Raw genomic sequence first — 14,787 nt, forward strand, 5'->3', positions numbered from 1 at the left:
ACCTCCGCCACGGATTGCAGCAGACAAAGCGGCCTGTAAAAAAGCCGTGTAGTGCCGACCTAAAATTGTCGATTATGGAAAAACAGCAAGTTACACGTCCACATGGTCGCGAATTGCGAAAGTCGGGCTAAGCGTAAACAAACAACAGTAGCTCATGAACATGCACGAACTGTCATGACACAGGTTTCCTTCCATTCTTCCCTTCTTCCTGGGTCATGACAGATTGTGCTTTTTCATTTTTTTCTGATTATGCATGAAACTCAACCATTTTTTTGGCCGGGTAAGCGAAGACTTGGAGAGCTACCTCTATACATTGCCACAATACTCAATATATGTTGCCGGTTGTGGCCTTACCTTTGGTGAACATCGTCTAAATCAGCACGATGTTCATGAAAAATTCCGGCTAAAACCCTACAGAAGAGAGGTATCTTATGGTTATTCAATCTATCAACAACGGACTGCAACGCTTCCCAGGTATAGAAAAAAAGCAAAGTATTAATCTGAACAAACTAAGGGAGGTCCAAGCTATGGAATTCCAAACTGAGCAAATTCTTAAAGAACGGTTGCAACTCAGTCAACTCGGCTGGCTGATTGGACAATATATCCATCAGCTGACGGATATGGAAAAACAGGAATTGATGCGTTTCGGCACTATTGTCTATCAAGACTTACGAAACAGAGATTTTGACCCTGTGTCAGCGGTGGAAAACATCCCATATACTTTACAAAAAATGGCCGAGCAAAAGGGGGTTGACCTCGAAACACTTTTTGTCGATATGCAGGACCAGTTTGAGAATATGAGGCAACTCTTAGGTAGCCACAGCGTCCTAATTGAAAAATCTTTTATGGTACCCGCAGATATGTGGGGGATCTTGTTTCAGCCCGCTGGTCAACATAATCATTGGTGACAGATCAGCATTCCGTTAAATAGCACGCCTATTTTTACTAGAGCATGCAGGTGATTGACAAAATGAGAAAAATACGCTCCCGCAGGGAAAACTTGTTACTGACAAATAACGTAACACCCAAAAACATGCAGCATTGGAACTGTTGGCCGGGTTTGGTCTCGCCGTTTCCACCACTGGAGTATAAAGGAAAAAAGCAAAAATCATTGAAACTTGTCGTCCGCTGTCATCTTTGCGGCAAGGAGTGCGGCCTGGAAGAAATATCAATCATTCAGGGCCGGAATTTATGTCTTTTCCACTCTATTCTTGAAACGTTTTCCCAATTTTGGATCAAAAGGTTCAGAAAGTATTTGGAAAAAAAAGCTGTCAAATTGCCACCCAGACTCTCTTATAGATAGGAAGGAGAATGGACCACACACTATCAGCCTGTTATTTCACTGATAACAGCAGATAGAGACTCAAGCTTAAAGGGTTTTACCAATGCAGCGCAAAATCCATACTCCCGGAAGCGGGCCATGACTGGGTCTGTTGAATAACCACTGGCGACAACAACTTTTGCTTGAGGGTCCATCTTAAGAAGATGCTGTGCCGTCTCCTTTCCACCAATGCCGCCGGGAATCGTCAAATCCAATATAATCAAATCAAAGAGGCTATGGTTATCAAGCGCTTTTTGAAACGTCGCAATTGCTTCCTGCCCATCTTTGGTAAGAATCACCTCGTGACCAAGGTGGTTTAACATGCTCTCGGTCAGGCTGCGCACCATGGAGTCGTCATCCATAACAAGAATTTTCAACGATCTTGAAGAAACTATTTTCGATTGTATTGCTTTAGCAGGCAACTTGCCCACGTTAGAGGCTGGGAGGTAAAAGGTAAAGGCACTGCCTTTACCTGGTTGGGATTCGACCGCTATGTATCCCTTATGCTTGGTGATAACAGACTGGGCAATGGCAAGCCCAAGGCCACTGCCTTCTTTTTTTGTCGAGAAGTAGGGATCAAATATTTTTTCAATGGCTTCTGCATCCATTCCTATCCCTGTATCACGGATAGATATTTCTACATATTTACCACTGCCATCCGGGAAGATCCCTTGGTCAAGAACTGGTACATTTTTCCCTGAAATGGTTACAAGCCCGCCTTTTGGCATGGCAGCAATGGCATTGAGCACGATATTCTGTACAACTTGGCTTATTTGTCCCGTATCAATATCGGTGAGCCAGAAGTCAGAGGGAAAGTTGTAGTGACAGGCCACGGCCCTCCCATGCAGAATAAACTCCGCGGAATCTTTTATCACTTTTTCGAGCGAAGAAAGTTCTTTGACAGGATCCCCACCTTTAGCAAAAGTCAATAACTGTTGGGTCAGTCCCTGGGCCCTGAGTGATGCCTTTTCAGCTTCTGCAAGCAGCTCTTTTGCCCTATCACTGAGACATTTATCCAATGAAACCAAATTAATATTACCGAGAATGGCTGTAAGGATATTGTTGAAATCGTGGGCAATTCCACCGGCGAGTAGACCGACAGATTCTAATTTTTTCATTTTGAGAAGTTCTTTCTTTGTCTTTAATAGTTCTGTAACGTCACGAAAGACAAGAACCACCCCTATAACCTCCGACTGACTGTCACGAATCGGGCTACCGCTATATTCAATACTTTTTGCTGCTCCATTTTTTGTAATTAAAACGGGCTGCGTTTCTATCCCAATTGTCGGGCCGGCATTAATAATGTGATCAACAGAGGGCATACATTTTTTACGTGTTTGCGCGTCTACAAGCTGAAACACTTGTTCCAGTGGCATTCCGATTGCTTCTGCTGTCATCCAACCGCTAATATCTTCTGCCACCTTATTAAGCAGCACAATATTACCGGCAAAATCAGTGGTGATAACACCGTCACCAATACTCTGCATTGTCACTGCCAAGCGTTCTTTTTCTTCTGCAAGCAGGGTTTCCGCACGTTTTTTTTCGGTAATATCTATGGCAACCTGGAGCCGGACGATACGTCCATCCACCCAATAAAGGGTTCTGTCATGAACAAAAAAACACCTGTTAATCCGATTGTTTTCATATTCCCAGGAATAACCTTTGCCTGGCGTACCATCTTCATTCAGCAACGATTTATTGGTGCAGAACGTACAAGGACCAGCTTGTCCTTTTTGCAGACTTTGCCAACATACTTGTCCTGTTATGTCACCCAAAAGTTTTTTCCCATATTCATTTATAAAAAGAATCTCATGGGTATCCATATCCACTACGTTGACAAGTGTTTCCAAGCCATCAAGTAACAGGCGAAACCTGGCTTCATTTTCAATGAGCTTTTTTTGGTTCCTTTCCTGGATATTTGCCATTTCATAAAAGGCTGCAGTCAAAGTGCCTAACTCGTCAGGCCGTAACGCTGGTTTATTGTGCAAATCCAGGGTTCCTGTAGCAAACTTTTTGGTTATTGCAACCAGATTTTTAATGGGAATTAAAAGAGTACGTTGGCCAATAATCCAGGCAACAATGAGTGACAAAACAGAGGTTAAAAACAACAGAAAAAGATTTCTTGCTAAGGCAGCATTTGCAGGCGCAAGCACTGCTTCTTCAGGGATAGCTGCCCAGGCGTACATACTGGGTTTGGCATCAGGATTGAAGCGAACCTGTTGAAAAGCAAAAATCCGTTGTACTCCATCAGCCCCTTGCCCCATAAAAACACCACTGCTATCCCCGCTTTTAGTATGCTCCCAAGATAAAGAGCTAATCGGTTTACCAATGGGGTTGGTCTTCTCTTTTTGAGGGTAATAAAACAACCTGATCCCCTTGTGATCGGTTGCGGCAACAAATGAATTTTGCGGCAATTTTGAAATATCGTGAAGATGAGAGAAATAGCCCAACTTAAGAGCAGTGGTTAAGACGGCTTTCATCTGGTTGTTCTTATCAAACACCGGGTATGCAAAGGGAAAGGCAGGAAGTGCAGGAAAAAACTTACTTATGATAAATTCACCGGCTACAAAAGCCCTCTTTTCCAGGGCCTCACGTACGTGCTTACGATCCTTTAAATTAGTGCCTGAAGGAATGGGCTTACTGGCCGCAAGCACTTCACCATTAAGATCAGTTAGTGTAATATTTAAAAAATCCGGATGAAGGGAAAGGACATTTTGAAAAACCACAGTACAAACATCTATGTCCAATGTTTGAACCGCCGGTATTTGAGACAGGGTGACCAACATCTGCTTAGCGGAACGCGAGGTTTTCATATGCAATTCCGCCATTGCCTGGCTCAGCAAGGAAATTTCCTGCTTGGCTGCTTCTATGGAACGATTCCGCTGCTCAATTCCGGTAAAGATAAGAATCATCATTGCCGGTAAGAGAGCGACAAGAACGAGCATTGCCAAGTTTCTGCTTATTGTGCCAAAACCATAAAATGTATGCTGAACCTTTCTCACGCTGTTCCTTTTCTTTTTAGAATCAGCCGCGTACCATCGTGGCAGATACTAAAAATTAAAAAGCAAACAAGTTACAGAACTCAACACGGAACAAGAAGATACTTTCACTAGCCGATGTTGTGTTCTGCAATTTTCGTTATCCGCAATGTCATAAGATTATTCTAATAATAAGTTCAGACATATACGAAGTTTCCCTGCTTTTCAAGGAAAGAGTCAACTCAATACAATTTACAGGTTAAAATATTTACAATACCTCTGCCCTGTTTTCTCTCCAGCTCTGGCGGTGTCAGATTCAAAATTTTTGCCGATGAATAGGTAAGCGCAGACTCCGGGTAAGAGGAGACTTCGAGTAAGCGTAGACTCCAGGTAAGCGCACAGACTCCGACAGTACCCTATAGTCATTACCAAAATACTGAAAAAAATGATGCCGGATGGACTGACCTTTAGTAAACATTGTGCAAATTTGCAACTCCATGTACTTTCACACTACATGCTGAAAATGTTTACAATTGAACAAATTGACACAATGTTTTTAGCATGGGAAATCTTGGCTAGAATTGTTTTTCCTCTATATGATTAAACATCTGGGCTATATCCAGCCCCAGTGAGACACACTGGGTACCATCAAGACATTTTTCCGCATCATTTAATTCCAAATAATGATTCAACTCATGGTTATCCTTTTTCAGATGGAGCAACCATGCTCTATTCTTCTCATCATAGCGAACATTAAATTCAGCGCCTGCCTGATCAATTTGAGGATACATTGCTCTAATTTTTTGGCGTAACTCTTTGCTTGAATACATAAGGTCACCTCTCTGTATCGTAGGACTAACAAGTCAGCAACATGATTCCATTTTATAGGTTTTCCCGTCCATACTAATAAAATGAAACCCTTCCTGTTTAGGAAGTCCTGCTATTTTCCAAGCAATTTCAGGATTTAAGAATTGTTCGTTAACACATTGTTTAGGTTGGTGGACAATCTTGCACACATTGTTCAGAATTGGAAAAACCTTGTATTTGAAAAAATATTCTCTCATAAAGGTAATTATTTCCAACTGTTCTTTGTTTAAATTGTCCAGCCCTTCTCTAGCTGCTATTTTTTTCGCTATATCTTCGTTCCAGTCTTCCCCTGCTAGAAGAAATCCTTCACTATCAAGTGCTATGTCTTTTCCCATATAACGTACAGAACCCATGGCAGGCCTCCAATATGTGAAATGAGTAATTCATAGAGGCAGTACTAGCGAGTAACCCAAGACACACTGTTTATGTTTTACAACAAATGAAAATTGTTAACTTCACAGTGTATGATGAATGCCGAGTTGTATATACCGGCATGGTTGCGCAAGGTAAACAGGAAGGAAACACTATCACAACAGATTACCAGTCTCTATGAAAACAAAACTGAATGCATATCCTGTTTTTTCCTTAGTATAAAAGATAAGGATGTATGTTCGTTTTACAAGGTGGAACGTCCTGGAGCTCTTGTGGTTACTGAGAAGCGTGGTTTGTAAAAGTGATAAATCAAGCGCCTATTTCCTGTCCACCTTTTTTCCCTCCAAACCTGGTCGCCAAAACGATTGCACCAACGATGATACAGCCGCCTATACCTTCACGTACGGTAGGAATTTCTTTTAACAGTACCATCGCCAGCACTATTCCATATACAGGTTCAAGGGAGGCTATAACACTTGCCAGTTGCGCTTTTACGTACAACAGCCCCCTGATAAAAAAGGAATGAGCCAGTGCTGTAAAAACAACACCCAAAAGAATCAATAACTTCATCTCATGCACCGTTGTTGTAAGAAAAGTCCCACCAACAACAGGAAGTAAAACCAGGCTGGCAATCATGTTCTGATAAAAGGCGATGGTCATCGCCGGATAGTTTGATACAAATGTACGATTAAGGACAGATAAAACAGCGAAAGTAAGCCCGGAAAATACACCCCAAAAGGCACCTAACGTAAGATTATTTTCAAAATTCAGATCAGGGATGACCAAAATAAGGCCAAGGAAGACGACTAGGCAAACAAAGATATCTATCATTTGCAGTCGCTCATTAAAAAAAAACGGCTCAAGGAAAGTGACGAAAATCGGAAAAGTTGAAAAAGTTAGGAGTCCGATTGCCACCGTTGATACCTGGATGGAATGGAAAAAAGCCACCCAATGCAAAGCAAGAATGGTTCCCATGAGAAGGAATCCAAGAGCATCCTTGCCCTCTTTCAGTCGCACATCTACTTTCATCAAAGGGAGGGCAACGAGCAGGGCAAGACACGCAAAAAAAGTACGGCCAAAAACGATTAGTGCCGGTTCAATGGCAAGGAGCTTTGCAAAAATACCTGCTACCCCAAATAACGCGACAGCGATATGGACGGAAAGCAGGCTTTGTAGTTTGTTGTTTAACATCTCCCTTGACCGTTGATTGCGCTAGGGTGTCTTGGAAGAATAGAAAATTCGCTCACATTCAAAGCGCAACCCAAATTTTACCACCGCAGATACTGAATATGGAGGCGACCAAATATCAACGCCAGCTGGAAAGCGCATACTTAACGGCTTTGCTTGCATGAAGAATGGTTGTATCATACAACGCTGTAGCGGTATCTTCCTGTTTGACCAGCATCCCTATTTCAGTGCAACCGAGAATGACTGCCTGTGCACCTTTTTTTGCTAAACTCTCTATGATGCGGAGATATTCTTTTTTTGATTGGCCCGTAATTTTTCCCTGGCATAACTCCCGATAAATTACATCATGAACGATGGCTCTGTCTGCAGGATTGGGAATCACTACATTTACCCCATATTTAGTATGTAACCGCCCCTTATAAAAGTCCTCTTCCATGGTAAATCCGGTACCCAAAAGGCCAACAGTAGAAACACCATCATTAAGGAGAGCCTCTGCTGTAGCATCTGCTATATGAAGCAGTGGAATATTGATTGCCTCTTCTACCTGCTGGGCAACTTTATGCATTGTGTTGGTACAGATAAGCAAAAAGTCCGCACCTCCTGCTTCAATCTTGCTGGCAGCATCAGCAAGAATGCTTGCCGTTGCCGACCAGTTATTCTGATGTTGCAATTTTTCTATGGGGTCAAAATCAACACTATACATGACGATTTTTGCAGAATGTAATCCGCCAAGCGCTGATTTAACGCCCATGTTTATGGCGCGATAATAGCCAACAGTACTTTCCCAGCTCATTCCGCCGAGCAAACCTATTGTTTTCATGAACTTTTTCTACTGCCTTGCGTCTTTAACAAAGATGGAAGTGTTATTGTTTCGCATTTCAACCTCAAACAATTCACTGGCCCTGATAAGCTCACTCAGCTTCTTGTAGCCGTAGTTTATCGGCGAAAAAGAACTGTTATTGGAAATATATTTTCCCACCTTACTGAGATCCGACCATCCGTCTTCTTCAGAAACCTTTTCAAGAGACGTTCTCAGTAGCTTAACCAAAGCAGTGTCACCTCTGAGTTCGTTACGGGATTTTTTTTCTATACCCTTGGTCGTTTCGGTCTTTTCCTCTGGGGTACTTTCCAGATTTTCCGTATAAATAAACTGGGAACAGGCATGGACAAATGGCAATGGTGTCTTCTTTTCCCCAAAACCGTAAACTGCCATACCACTTTCAAGGATGCGTAAAACCAGCGGTGTAAAATCGCTGTCACTTGTCATCAAAGCAAACACATCAATATTATTACTGTACAACAGGTCCATGGCATCGATAATCATGGCCGCATCAGTTGCATTCTTGCCTGTTGTATAAGCAAACTGCTGCACTGGTCGAATGGCATGGGGATGAAGCTTTTCCACCCATCCGGATAATCTGTTGCTCTTCCAGTCTCCATGCGCATGGCGCACATTCACTGTTCCATATTTTGCCAACTCTTCCAGGACCCCTTCCACTGAACTATGACTAACATTATCGCAATCAATTAACAGCGCTATCCGAATATCTTTTTTCATCTATACCCTCCGTGATGAATGTGCGGTAATCAGCAGTTGATGTACGCCCCATCAATTATTCACTTTAACGGCAAACATAAAAGTATCCTGGGTAATGGAGCCATCCTGTTCAACATAATCTTCGGTGAGCACCTCCTGCACCTCAAATAAATTTTGAGAGAGCAGGCGGTGAATCCGGTTGGTTTGATAATAGTTGAAATATATATGTTCTGTTGAGAAACTGGTCCTTTCCAGGCCCTCTCCATCGCCTTCCATGAAACTGAGATAAAGGTAGCCATTCTCAGCCATTCCCTTGGAAAGGGTTGAGAGCAGCGCAGCTGTCTCCTGGTCTGTCAAATGAACTATACAAAAAGAGGCTATGACAACATCAAATAAACGATCAGGCATGAACTGCCGGATATCCTCAACAATAAAATCCCCTTTAGGAGCCAGCTGTCTCGCCAGGGCTATCATCTTTTGGGATACATCGACCCCGGTAACGGAACAAGTTGGGACCCTCTCTCGGATCAACCTGGCGTTACCCCCTGGTCCGCACCCTAAATCAAGAACCTTGGCATGCTTGGGAATATATTTTTGGCTAAACAACTCGATTTTTTCTCTGTATGGTTCAAAATTACCAAATTTTTTGAGATAGTTGTCTGCGTTTTTATTGTATGCATGCAGTGTTGCTCTCGCCAAGTTCTTTCTCATAGTGTTTTCTATTCATTACCTCTTTCAGAAAAACAATTAAGCAATGTTGTCACGAGTAGCATCTACTTGCTCGGTGAGAAGGCGCAATGCCGAGGATATTTCAAGAGTATATGTTGTGGTGGTATCAACCCGCCGAAACGGCTCAGGCAAGCTGGTGAGTTCGGCCTGGGCATGATCCCTTGACGCTCTTAACGATGGAAGTGGCTGAATGAGCTTGCCATTTTCCATTACTGTCTGAATCAATGGTTTTCCTGGAAGTGTGTCGCCGTCAACAGTCAAAATATCCTTGTGCAAAAATCCGTTGTCATCATATTGACGATACACCTGTTTGGGACCAGGCCAGGTTTCTTTTCCAGAAGACCGTTTTCTTCGCCCTTTGCCGGCATATTCAACTAATTTATAGGAGCAATCGAGATACGGGTAATCTGATGAAGTTATCATTCGTGTACCAATGCCATAGCCGTCAACAGGTGCATCAGCAGTCTTGATAGCAGCAAGGACATACTCATCAAGACTGCTACTCAAGAAAATTTTGGTGTTTTCCAAACCTCCTCGGTCTAATATTGCACGTACTTTCCGAGCGGATTCAACAAGGTCACCACTATCAATTCTAACCCCTTTTATGGAAATATTTTGAGCGGATAGCTCCGGGGCCAAGGCAACGACTTTTTCAGCGCCTTTTTCAGTGTCATAGGTGTCGATGAGCAAAACAACATTATCCGGTTGGCTTTTTGCAAAATTACGAAAAGCTTCCATTTCAGATTCATGAGCTTGAACAAAAGAATGTGCCATGGTACCGAATATCGGAAGATCGAACAACAATCCGGCCTGCACGGTAGCTGTCCCATCAAGCCCTGCAAGATAACCTGCTCTGGCTGCCAATAGCCCGGCCTCTTCCCCATGCGCTCTCCGGAGTCCAAAATCGATAAGCACCTCCTCTGGAGCTGTCAGCCGCATTCTAACCGCCTTGGAAGCTATCATGGTCTGAAACATCAAAATATTGATTATTCGTGTTTCCACCAACTGCGCCACTGGAAGAGGAGCTGTTATGCGTACTAATGGCTCGCCCGCAAAAACAACGGTCCCTTCAGTCACACCATGCACATTGCCCTCAAAGGTGACATCTTTGAGGTGGGTCAAAAATTGTTCGTGGAAAAAACCAGTTGAACGTAAATAGTTGATGTCTGCATCTGAAAATGAAAGATTTTCCAGATACTCAACCACTTGCTGTAGCCCGGCAGCGACGAGAAAATTTCTTTGCTCCGGTAACTTGCGGACAAAAAATTCAAAAACAGCGACCTGGTCCATCTGCTGGTCAAAATAGCCCTGCATCATTGTAAACTCGTACAGGTCCGTAAATAAGGGTGAGGTTTTCATTATGGTTTAATATCGGTAAGTTTTGCGGTTTGCGCACCGTTCTCTATCATTTTGGCAATTGCTCGCGCACCATCGCCGCTCTGCACATCAACTGCTCTTATCGCATCCACCAGCAAGACAACCGCAAACCCATTTTTAAGCGCATCCAAAACAGTTTGTAATACGCAGTAATCGGTTGCCAGCCCGCCTATGAAAAGTCGTTTGACTCTGTGTTGTTGGAGGTAGGAGGTTAATTCTGTGCCATCAAATCCTGAATAGGCTTCATGCTCTGCGGTGGTGGCTTTGGAAACAACATAACAAGAGGCGGGAAGGATCAGAGATTGGGAAAAGGCGGCACCAGGAGTATCAGCGACACAATGAGGTGGCCATTGCCCACCATTTTCCACAAAAGAGCAATGTTCGGCCGGGTGCCAATCTCTACTGGCAACGATCTGTAGGGATCGGTCCGCAAAAAGAGCAAGGTACCTGTTAAGCACCGGCAGGATAGCATCAGCATCTGGAACGGCAAGGCTGCCGCCCTCTAAAAAATCATTTTGAACATCGACGAGGAGCAGCGCATCCGATTGGTCTAATGGCGAAATCATAGGTTCACTTTATGTATTTATATTCAGAATGTTAAAAAGTACCTGTTTGTACCCTAAAGAGATGTCTAATAGGTGTCAACTGCTTGCAACGGATTGATCGAAAAAAGTCTCTGTGGCATGTCGCAGGTGTACCTTTTTCTGATTAATGAATATTATACAAACAAGTCGTAACTATTCCGTCGGTTAGCACCGGCAAATTCCCCCTACCAACTACAGTAAATAAAAAAATGCAGAAAACCATTATTTCCACCCCAAAGGCTCCAGCAGCAATAGGTCCATATTCCCAGGCGGTAAAAATCGGCAACGTACTCTATACCTCGGGCCAGATAGCGCTGAATCCGGAAACCATGGAAGTCATCAGCGGCGGTATCACTGAGCAGAGTAAACAGGTGCTTGATAATCTTGTTCACGTTCTTGCTGCCGCGAATGTCGACATGGGGTCCGTAGTAAAAACAACCTGTTTTCTCAGTGACATGAATAACTTTGTTGATTTTAACGAAGTGTATGCGACCTATTTTTCCGATCAACCTCCAGCACGGTCCTGCGTCGAAGTTTCCCGCTTGCCCAAAGACGTTCTGGTGGAAATTGAAGCAATCGCGATAGTCAAAGCATAGTGCGGTTATTGAACCCATATACGACATCTACAATCCGTTTGAATGGTTAAACGGTCAAGCCTGTTACGTGTGATACCTCAATTACGTACTCATCCACAATGAGCAAGCGGAGTCAATCTTTACTTACAGCTCTAAGATGACAAACATAGACCAGAAAGACAAATTTGAACACCTTGTCTTTGACAACAGTTTTACCCGAGAGTTACCAGGCGATCCGGAAACGGCTAATTACCGGAGGCAGGTTACCAATGCACATTATTCCAGGGTCCGGCCTGCAAAGGTTTCAGCCCCTACCCTGCTCTCTTTTTCCGAGGAAACTGCTGAACTGCTGGATCTTTCTGTTAATACTTGTACATCATCTCGGTTCAACGATGTATTTTCCGGCAATGCACTTCTGCAAGGCATGGATCCTTATGCCATGTGTTACGGCGGGCATCAATTTGGCAACTGGGCCGGTCAGCTAGGTGACGGCAGGGCAATCAACCTTGGGGAAATCATCAATAAAAGAAATGAACGTTGGGTACTTCAATTAAAAGGAGCAGGGGCAACGCCTTACTCGCGAAATGCTGACGGATTAGCCGTGCTTCGCTCATCGTTGAGAGAATATGTATGCAGTGAGTCCATGTTTCACTTGGGCGTGCCCACCACCAGAGCATTGAGCCTTATTGTCACAGGGGACCCTGTTGAACGGGATATGTTTTATGACGGACATCCACAAGAAGAACCAGGAGCCATTGTTTGTCGAGTAGCCCCTTCTTTTATCCGTTTCGGCAACTTTGAAATTCACTCGGCAAGAGGAGAACTCGAGGCCTTGAAAAGGCTTGTTGATTATACAATCAAGACTTCCTTTCCCCACCTTGGGGAACCGGCAACAGATACATATATCAGGCTTTTTGAAGAAGTTTGTACCTCTACCCTAGACATGGTCATTCATTGGATGCGAGTCGGCTTTGTCCACGGTGTAATGAACACCGATAATATGTCAATTCTCGGCCAGACCATTGACTATGGGCCATATGGATGGCTGGAAGGATATGACCCAGATTGGACTCCAAACACGACCGATAGGATGGGACGCCGTTATTGCTTTGGCAATCAGCCTAAAATTGCGCAATGGAATCTATCCCAATTAGCCAACGCCCTGTACCCATTGGTAAACGATGCAGCACCGTTTGAAAAGGCGCTACAACGCTATAGTATTAATTTTAAGAAACAATACTTAGCCATGACTGGCGCTAAACTTGGCATCAGAGAAGTTGCTGAACATACCGATCAACCGTTGTTTGACGAGTTGTATACCCTTTTACAGCTGACAGAAACGGATATGACCATCTTTTTCCGCGATCTTGCAGCTTTTGATCGACAAAAAATGGCTACCGGTAAAGCATTTGAACCAACCGCGCTGCCCTTTTACAATGCTTATTATAATCCAACCCAAATTAATGATGACTATTGGCAACGATTACAGAAATGGTTGCAGATGTATGCAAAACGTCTCCAAAATGAAGGAATGCCTTCGAGTGAAAGACACGAACGGATGAACAGGGTTAATCCGAAATATGTCCTTAGAAATTACCTTGCCCAGTTAGCCATTGATGCCGCCGAGCAAGGAGACGGTTCCCTTGTTACCGAATTGCTCGATGTCATGCGGCAACCCTACAAAGACCAGCCGGATAAAGAACAATATGCCCAGAAAAGACCGGAATGGGCTAGAAACAGGCCTGGTTGCTCTATGCTTTCCTGTAGTTCCTGACCAATTTCCATTGCAGTGGTAAAAATTTACTGCTGCTCGGTTATATGGTGATCCAATAAATGGCGATGGACATGGTCGCAAAGGCACAGCAGGTGGAGACAACAATAGCTGCAGAGGCAAGATCCGTGTCTGAGTGCAACTGTGAGGAAAGGACATAAATAGCAGTTGAGGTGGGCAAAGAGAGATACAGCAGACTGACCTGCCAGGGTAGACCGCTAACTCCAAAAATTGCCAGAAAAAATAATCCGAAAAGGGGCAGAAGGACCAATTTAAAACATGCACCTGCCATGGCTAACCAAAAATTTCCCTGAAGCCCACGGAAGGTTAAAGATCCCCCAATGGATAACAGTGCCAGCGGCAAGGTGGTGGAAGCTAGCAGCTGCAGCGTATTGCTTATGTACGAAGGAAATCCTCCAACCAGGCGTGCGTAAGCAAGGCCGCAGAGACAGCCAATGATTAGAGGATTGACCAGGAGACTTTTAATAGTCCCCAGCAGCTTGTCCATTACATTTTGTTCTTTGCCCGAAAACCAGATCAGGACGCTAACAGAAAGAACATTAATGAAGGGAATAACCAGGCCAACAAGAATACCGAAAAGCTGTACGCCTTTTTCGTCAAAAAGATTGATAACCACAGCCATGCCGATATATGTGTTGAAACGATAACAACTTTGGCTAAATGACCCGACCTTAAACGCCTCTACTCCGGCCATACGTACAAAAAAAAGGCTGACGATAAAAACTGCCAGCACTGCGCAGCCAATCGCCGCCAAATAGTGCGTATCCTGAGTTGGATCAAGGGGAGCCGCCCCAATTTTCCAAAATAATAACACTGGAAATAAAACAAAATAGACCAGTCGATCACTGCTCCGAAAAAATGCGGCATCCAGAAAATGTGTTTTTTGGAGTGCGATACCTGCACAGATTATCGCGATGACTGGGAAAAGAGCATTAAGAACCATCATGGGCGTGGGCTATTATTGAATTACTGACCAGGTCAGAGATAAATTGGATTATCGAATGTAGCTTCAGCGAAACTATAAAAACGGTTAATCTACCAAGAGCTGTAACTGTTCAGCAGCGCTCTAAATGTTCATAAGCTGACCGATTGAGCAGGTTGCCCCGACTTCGATACATCGGTATGCTGTACGGGCAGGTCGTGGTGAGTCGGGGTGCTGCCGAACAGTTACTACCGAATAAGATAGAGAGGGCGCTTGATATGGGTCTGTTTACATTTTGGACAATGACTTGGAGGTGAGTAACGCCTCCTGTCCCGAAAGACATACCCGCAATGGAGGCAGGCAGCAGGCTCTATATCCAGTTTTTTATGCGTTGCAGCAAGTGAACGGTTGATATGTATGAGGTGCTCATAGACCTCTTTTTCACTAACATGTACTTCCTGGGAAATCTCACGAGCGCTCATCGGTGAGAAACTAAGCAACTCCCGTATCTGTTGACGAATTGTTTTCTGATCCATACTCTTTAC

14 protein-coding genes are annotated in these 14,787 nt (G+C 43.9%); 3 read left to right on the forward strand and 11 right to left on the reverse strand.

Going from position 1 to position 14,787, the window contains the following annotated elements; all coding sequences use genetic code 11:
- The first annotated feature begins 527 nt into the window (after positions 1-527).
- A complete protein-coding gene (locus JWH17_RS17160; protein WP_205223887.1) occupies positions 528-908 on the forward strand; it encodes a hypothetical protein in 381 nt (126 codons plus the stop codon).
- Between the two features lie 418 nt (positions 909-1,326).
- Here JWH17_RS17160 and JWH17_RS17165 read toward each other — a convergent pair whose 3' ends face one another.
- From JWH17_RS17165 to JWH17_RS17205, 9 genes are all read right to left on the reverse strand, one after another.
- Positions 1,327-4,266, reverse strand: coding sequence for an ATP-binding protein (locus tag JWH17_RS17165; protein ID WP_205223888.1), 2,940 nt, complete (start codon positions 4,264-4,266; stop codon positions 1,327-1,329).
- A 608-nt stretch (positions 4,267-4,874) separates the two neighbouring features.
- On the reverse strand, positions 4,875-5,129 hold the full coding sequence (locus JWH17_RS17170) for a hypothetical protein (RefSeq protein WP_205223889.1): 255 nt from the start codon (positions 5,127-5,129) through the stop codon (positions 4,875-4,877).
- 33 nt (positions 5,130-5,162) lie between these two features.
- Entirely contained in the window at positions 5,163-5,519 is a 357-nt protein-coding gene (locus JWH17_RS17175; RefSeq protein WP_205223890.1) for a TusE/DsrC/DsvC family sulfur relay protein, read from the reverse strand.
- Between the two features lie 328 nt (positions 5,520-5,847).
- Positions 5,848-6,729, reverse strand: a complete 882-nt coding sequence (locus tag JWH17_RS17180) for a DMT family transporter (protein WP_205223891.1) — start codon at positions 6,727-6,729, stop codon at positions 5,848-5,850.
- A gap of 115 nt (positions 6,730-6,844) precedes the next feature.
- Complete coding sequence (locus tag JWH17_RS17185) at positions 6,845-7,546, reverse strand: aspartate/glutamate racemase family protein (protein ID WP_205223892.1); 702 nt, start codon at positions 7,544-7,546, stop codon at positions 6,845-6,847.
- Between the two features lie 9 nt (positions 7,547-7,555).
- Positions 7,556-8,284 (reverse strand): NYN domain-containing protein, encoded by a 729-nt coding sequence (locus tag JWH17_RS17190; RefSeq protein WP_205223893.1) that lies wholly within the window; start codon positions 8,282-8,284, stop codon positions 7,556-7,558.
- A 51-nt stretch (positions 8,285-8,335) separates the two neighbouring features.
- Positions 8,336-8,974, reverse strand: a complete 639-nt coding sequence (locus JWH17_RS17195) for a class I SAM-dependent methyltransferase (RefSeq protein ID WP_205223894.1) — start codon at positions 8,972-8,974, stop codon at positions 8,336-8,338.
- 36 nt (positions 8,975-9,010) lie between these two features.
- A complete protein-coding gene (locus tag JWH17_RS17200) occupies positions 9,011-10,351 on the reverse strand; it encodes a nicotinate phosphoribosyltransferase (RefSeq protein WP_269755878.1) in 1,341 nt (446 codons plus the stop codon).
- Positions 10,351-10,935, reverse strand: a complete 585-nt coding sequence (locus tag JWH17_RS17205) for an isochorismatase family protein (protein WP_205223896.1) — start codon at positions 10,933-10,935, stop codon at positions 10,351-10,353. Before JWH17_RS17205 ends, JWH17_RS17200 begins: the two co-directional genes overlap by 1 nt.
- A 227-nt stretch (positions 10,936-11,162) precedes the next feature.
- Here JWH17_RS17205 and JWH17_RS17210 point away from each other — a divergent pair, with 227 nt between their 5' ends.
- Positions 11,163-11,549 (forward strand): RidA family protein, encoded by a 387-nt coding sequence (locus JWH17_RS17210; protein ID WP_205223897.1) that lies wholly within the window; start codon positions 11,163-11,165, stop codon positions 11,547-11,549.
- 136 nt (positions 11,550-11,685) lie between these two features.
- A complete protein-coding gene (locus JWH17_RS17215; protein ID WP_205223898.1) occupies positions 11,686-13,302 on the forward strand; it encodes a protein adenylyltransferase SelO in 1,617 nt (538 codons plus the stop codon).
- A gap of 40 nt (positions 13,303-13,342) precedes the next feature.
- Here the strand turns inward: JWH17_RS17215 and JWH17_RS17220 are convergent, their stop codons facing one another.
- Positions 13,343-14,266 carry an AEC family transporter gene (locus JWH17_RS17220; RefSeq protein WP_205223899.1) on the reverse strand — a complete coding sequence of 308 codons (924 nt, stop codon included), beginning with the start codon at positions 14,264-14,266 and terminating at the stop codon, positions 13,343-13,345.
- A 224-nt stretch (positions 14,267-14,490) separates the two neighbouring features.
- Positions 14,491-14,778, reverse strand: coding sequence for a transcriptional regulator (locus JWH17_RS17225; protein WP_205223900.1), 288 nt, complete (start codon positions 14,776-14,778; stop codon positions 14,491-14,493).
- Positions 14,779-14,787 lie beyond the last annotated feature (9 nt).

Origin of the sequence: Desulfogranum marinum, assembly GCF_016918565.1 — a bacterium.
In the GTDB taxonomy this organism is placed as follows: Bacteria; Desulfobacterota; Desulfobulbia; order Desulfobulbales; family Desulfobulbaceae; genus Desulfogranum; species Desulfogranum marinum.

Bases quoted from the DNA above. Each gene is read 5' to 3' on its own strand.
- JWH17_RS17160 (WP_205223887.1), top strand. From the start codon at position 528: ATGGAATTCCAAACTGAGCAAATTCTTAAAGAACGGTTGCAACTCAGT.
- JWH17_RS17165 (WP_205223888.1), bottom strand. From the start codon at position 4,266: ATGCTCGTTCTTGTCGCTCTCTTACCGGCAATGATGATTCTTATCTTT.
- JWH17_RS17170 (WP_205223889.1), bottom strand. From the start codon at position 5,129: ATGTATTCAAGCAAAGAGTTACGCCAAAAAATTAGAGCAATGTATCCT.
- JWH17_RS17175 (WP_205223890.1), bottom strand. From the start codon at position 5,519: ATGGGTTCTGTACGTTATATGGGAAAAGACATAGCACTTGATAGTGAA.
- JWH17_RS17180 (WP_205223891.1), bottom strand. From the start codon at position 6,729: ATGTTAAACAACAAACTACAAAGCCTGCTTTCCGTCCATATCGCTGTC.
- JWH17_RS17185 (WP_205223892.1), bottom strand. From the start codon at position 7,546: ATGAAAACAATAGGTTTGCTCGGCGGAATGAGCTGGGAAAGTACTGTT.
- JWH17_RS17190 (WP_205223893.1), bottom strand. From the start codon at position 8,284: ATGAAAAAAGATATTCGGATAGCGCTGTTAATTGATTGCGATAATGTT.
- JWH17_RS17195 (WP_205223894.1), bottom strand. From the start codon at position 8,974: ATGAGAAAGAACTTGGCGAGAGCAACACTGCATGCATACAATAAAAAC.
- JWH17_RS17200 (WP_269755878.1), bottom strand. From the start codon at position 10,351: ATGAAAACCTCACCCTTATTTACGGACCTGTACGAGTTTACAATGATG.
- JWH17_RS17205 (WP_205223896.1), bottom strand. From the start codon at position 10,935: ATGATTTCGCCATTAGACCAATCGGATGCGCTGCTCCTCGTCGATGTT.
- JWH17_RS17210 (WP_205223897.1), top strand. From the start codon at position 11,163: ATGCAGAAAACCATTATTTCCACCCCAAAGGCTCCAGCAGCAATAGGT.
- JWH17_RS17215 (WP_205223898.1), top strand. From the start codon at position 11,686: ATGACAAACATAGACCAGAAAGACAAATTTGAACACCTTGTCTTTGAC.
- JWH17_RS17220 (WP_205223899.1), bottom strand. From the start codon at position 14,266: ATGATGGTTCTTAATGCTCTTTTCCCAGTCATCGCGATAATCTGTGCA.
- JWH17_RS17225 (WP_205223900.1), bottom strand. From the start codon at position 14,778: ATGGATCAGAAAACAATTCGTCAACAGATACGGGAGTTGCTTAGTTTC.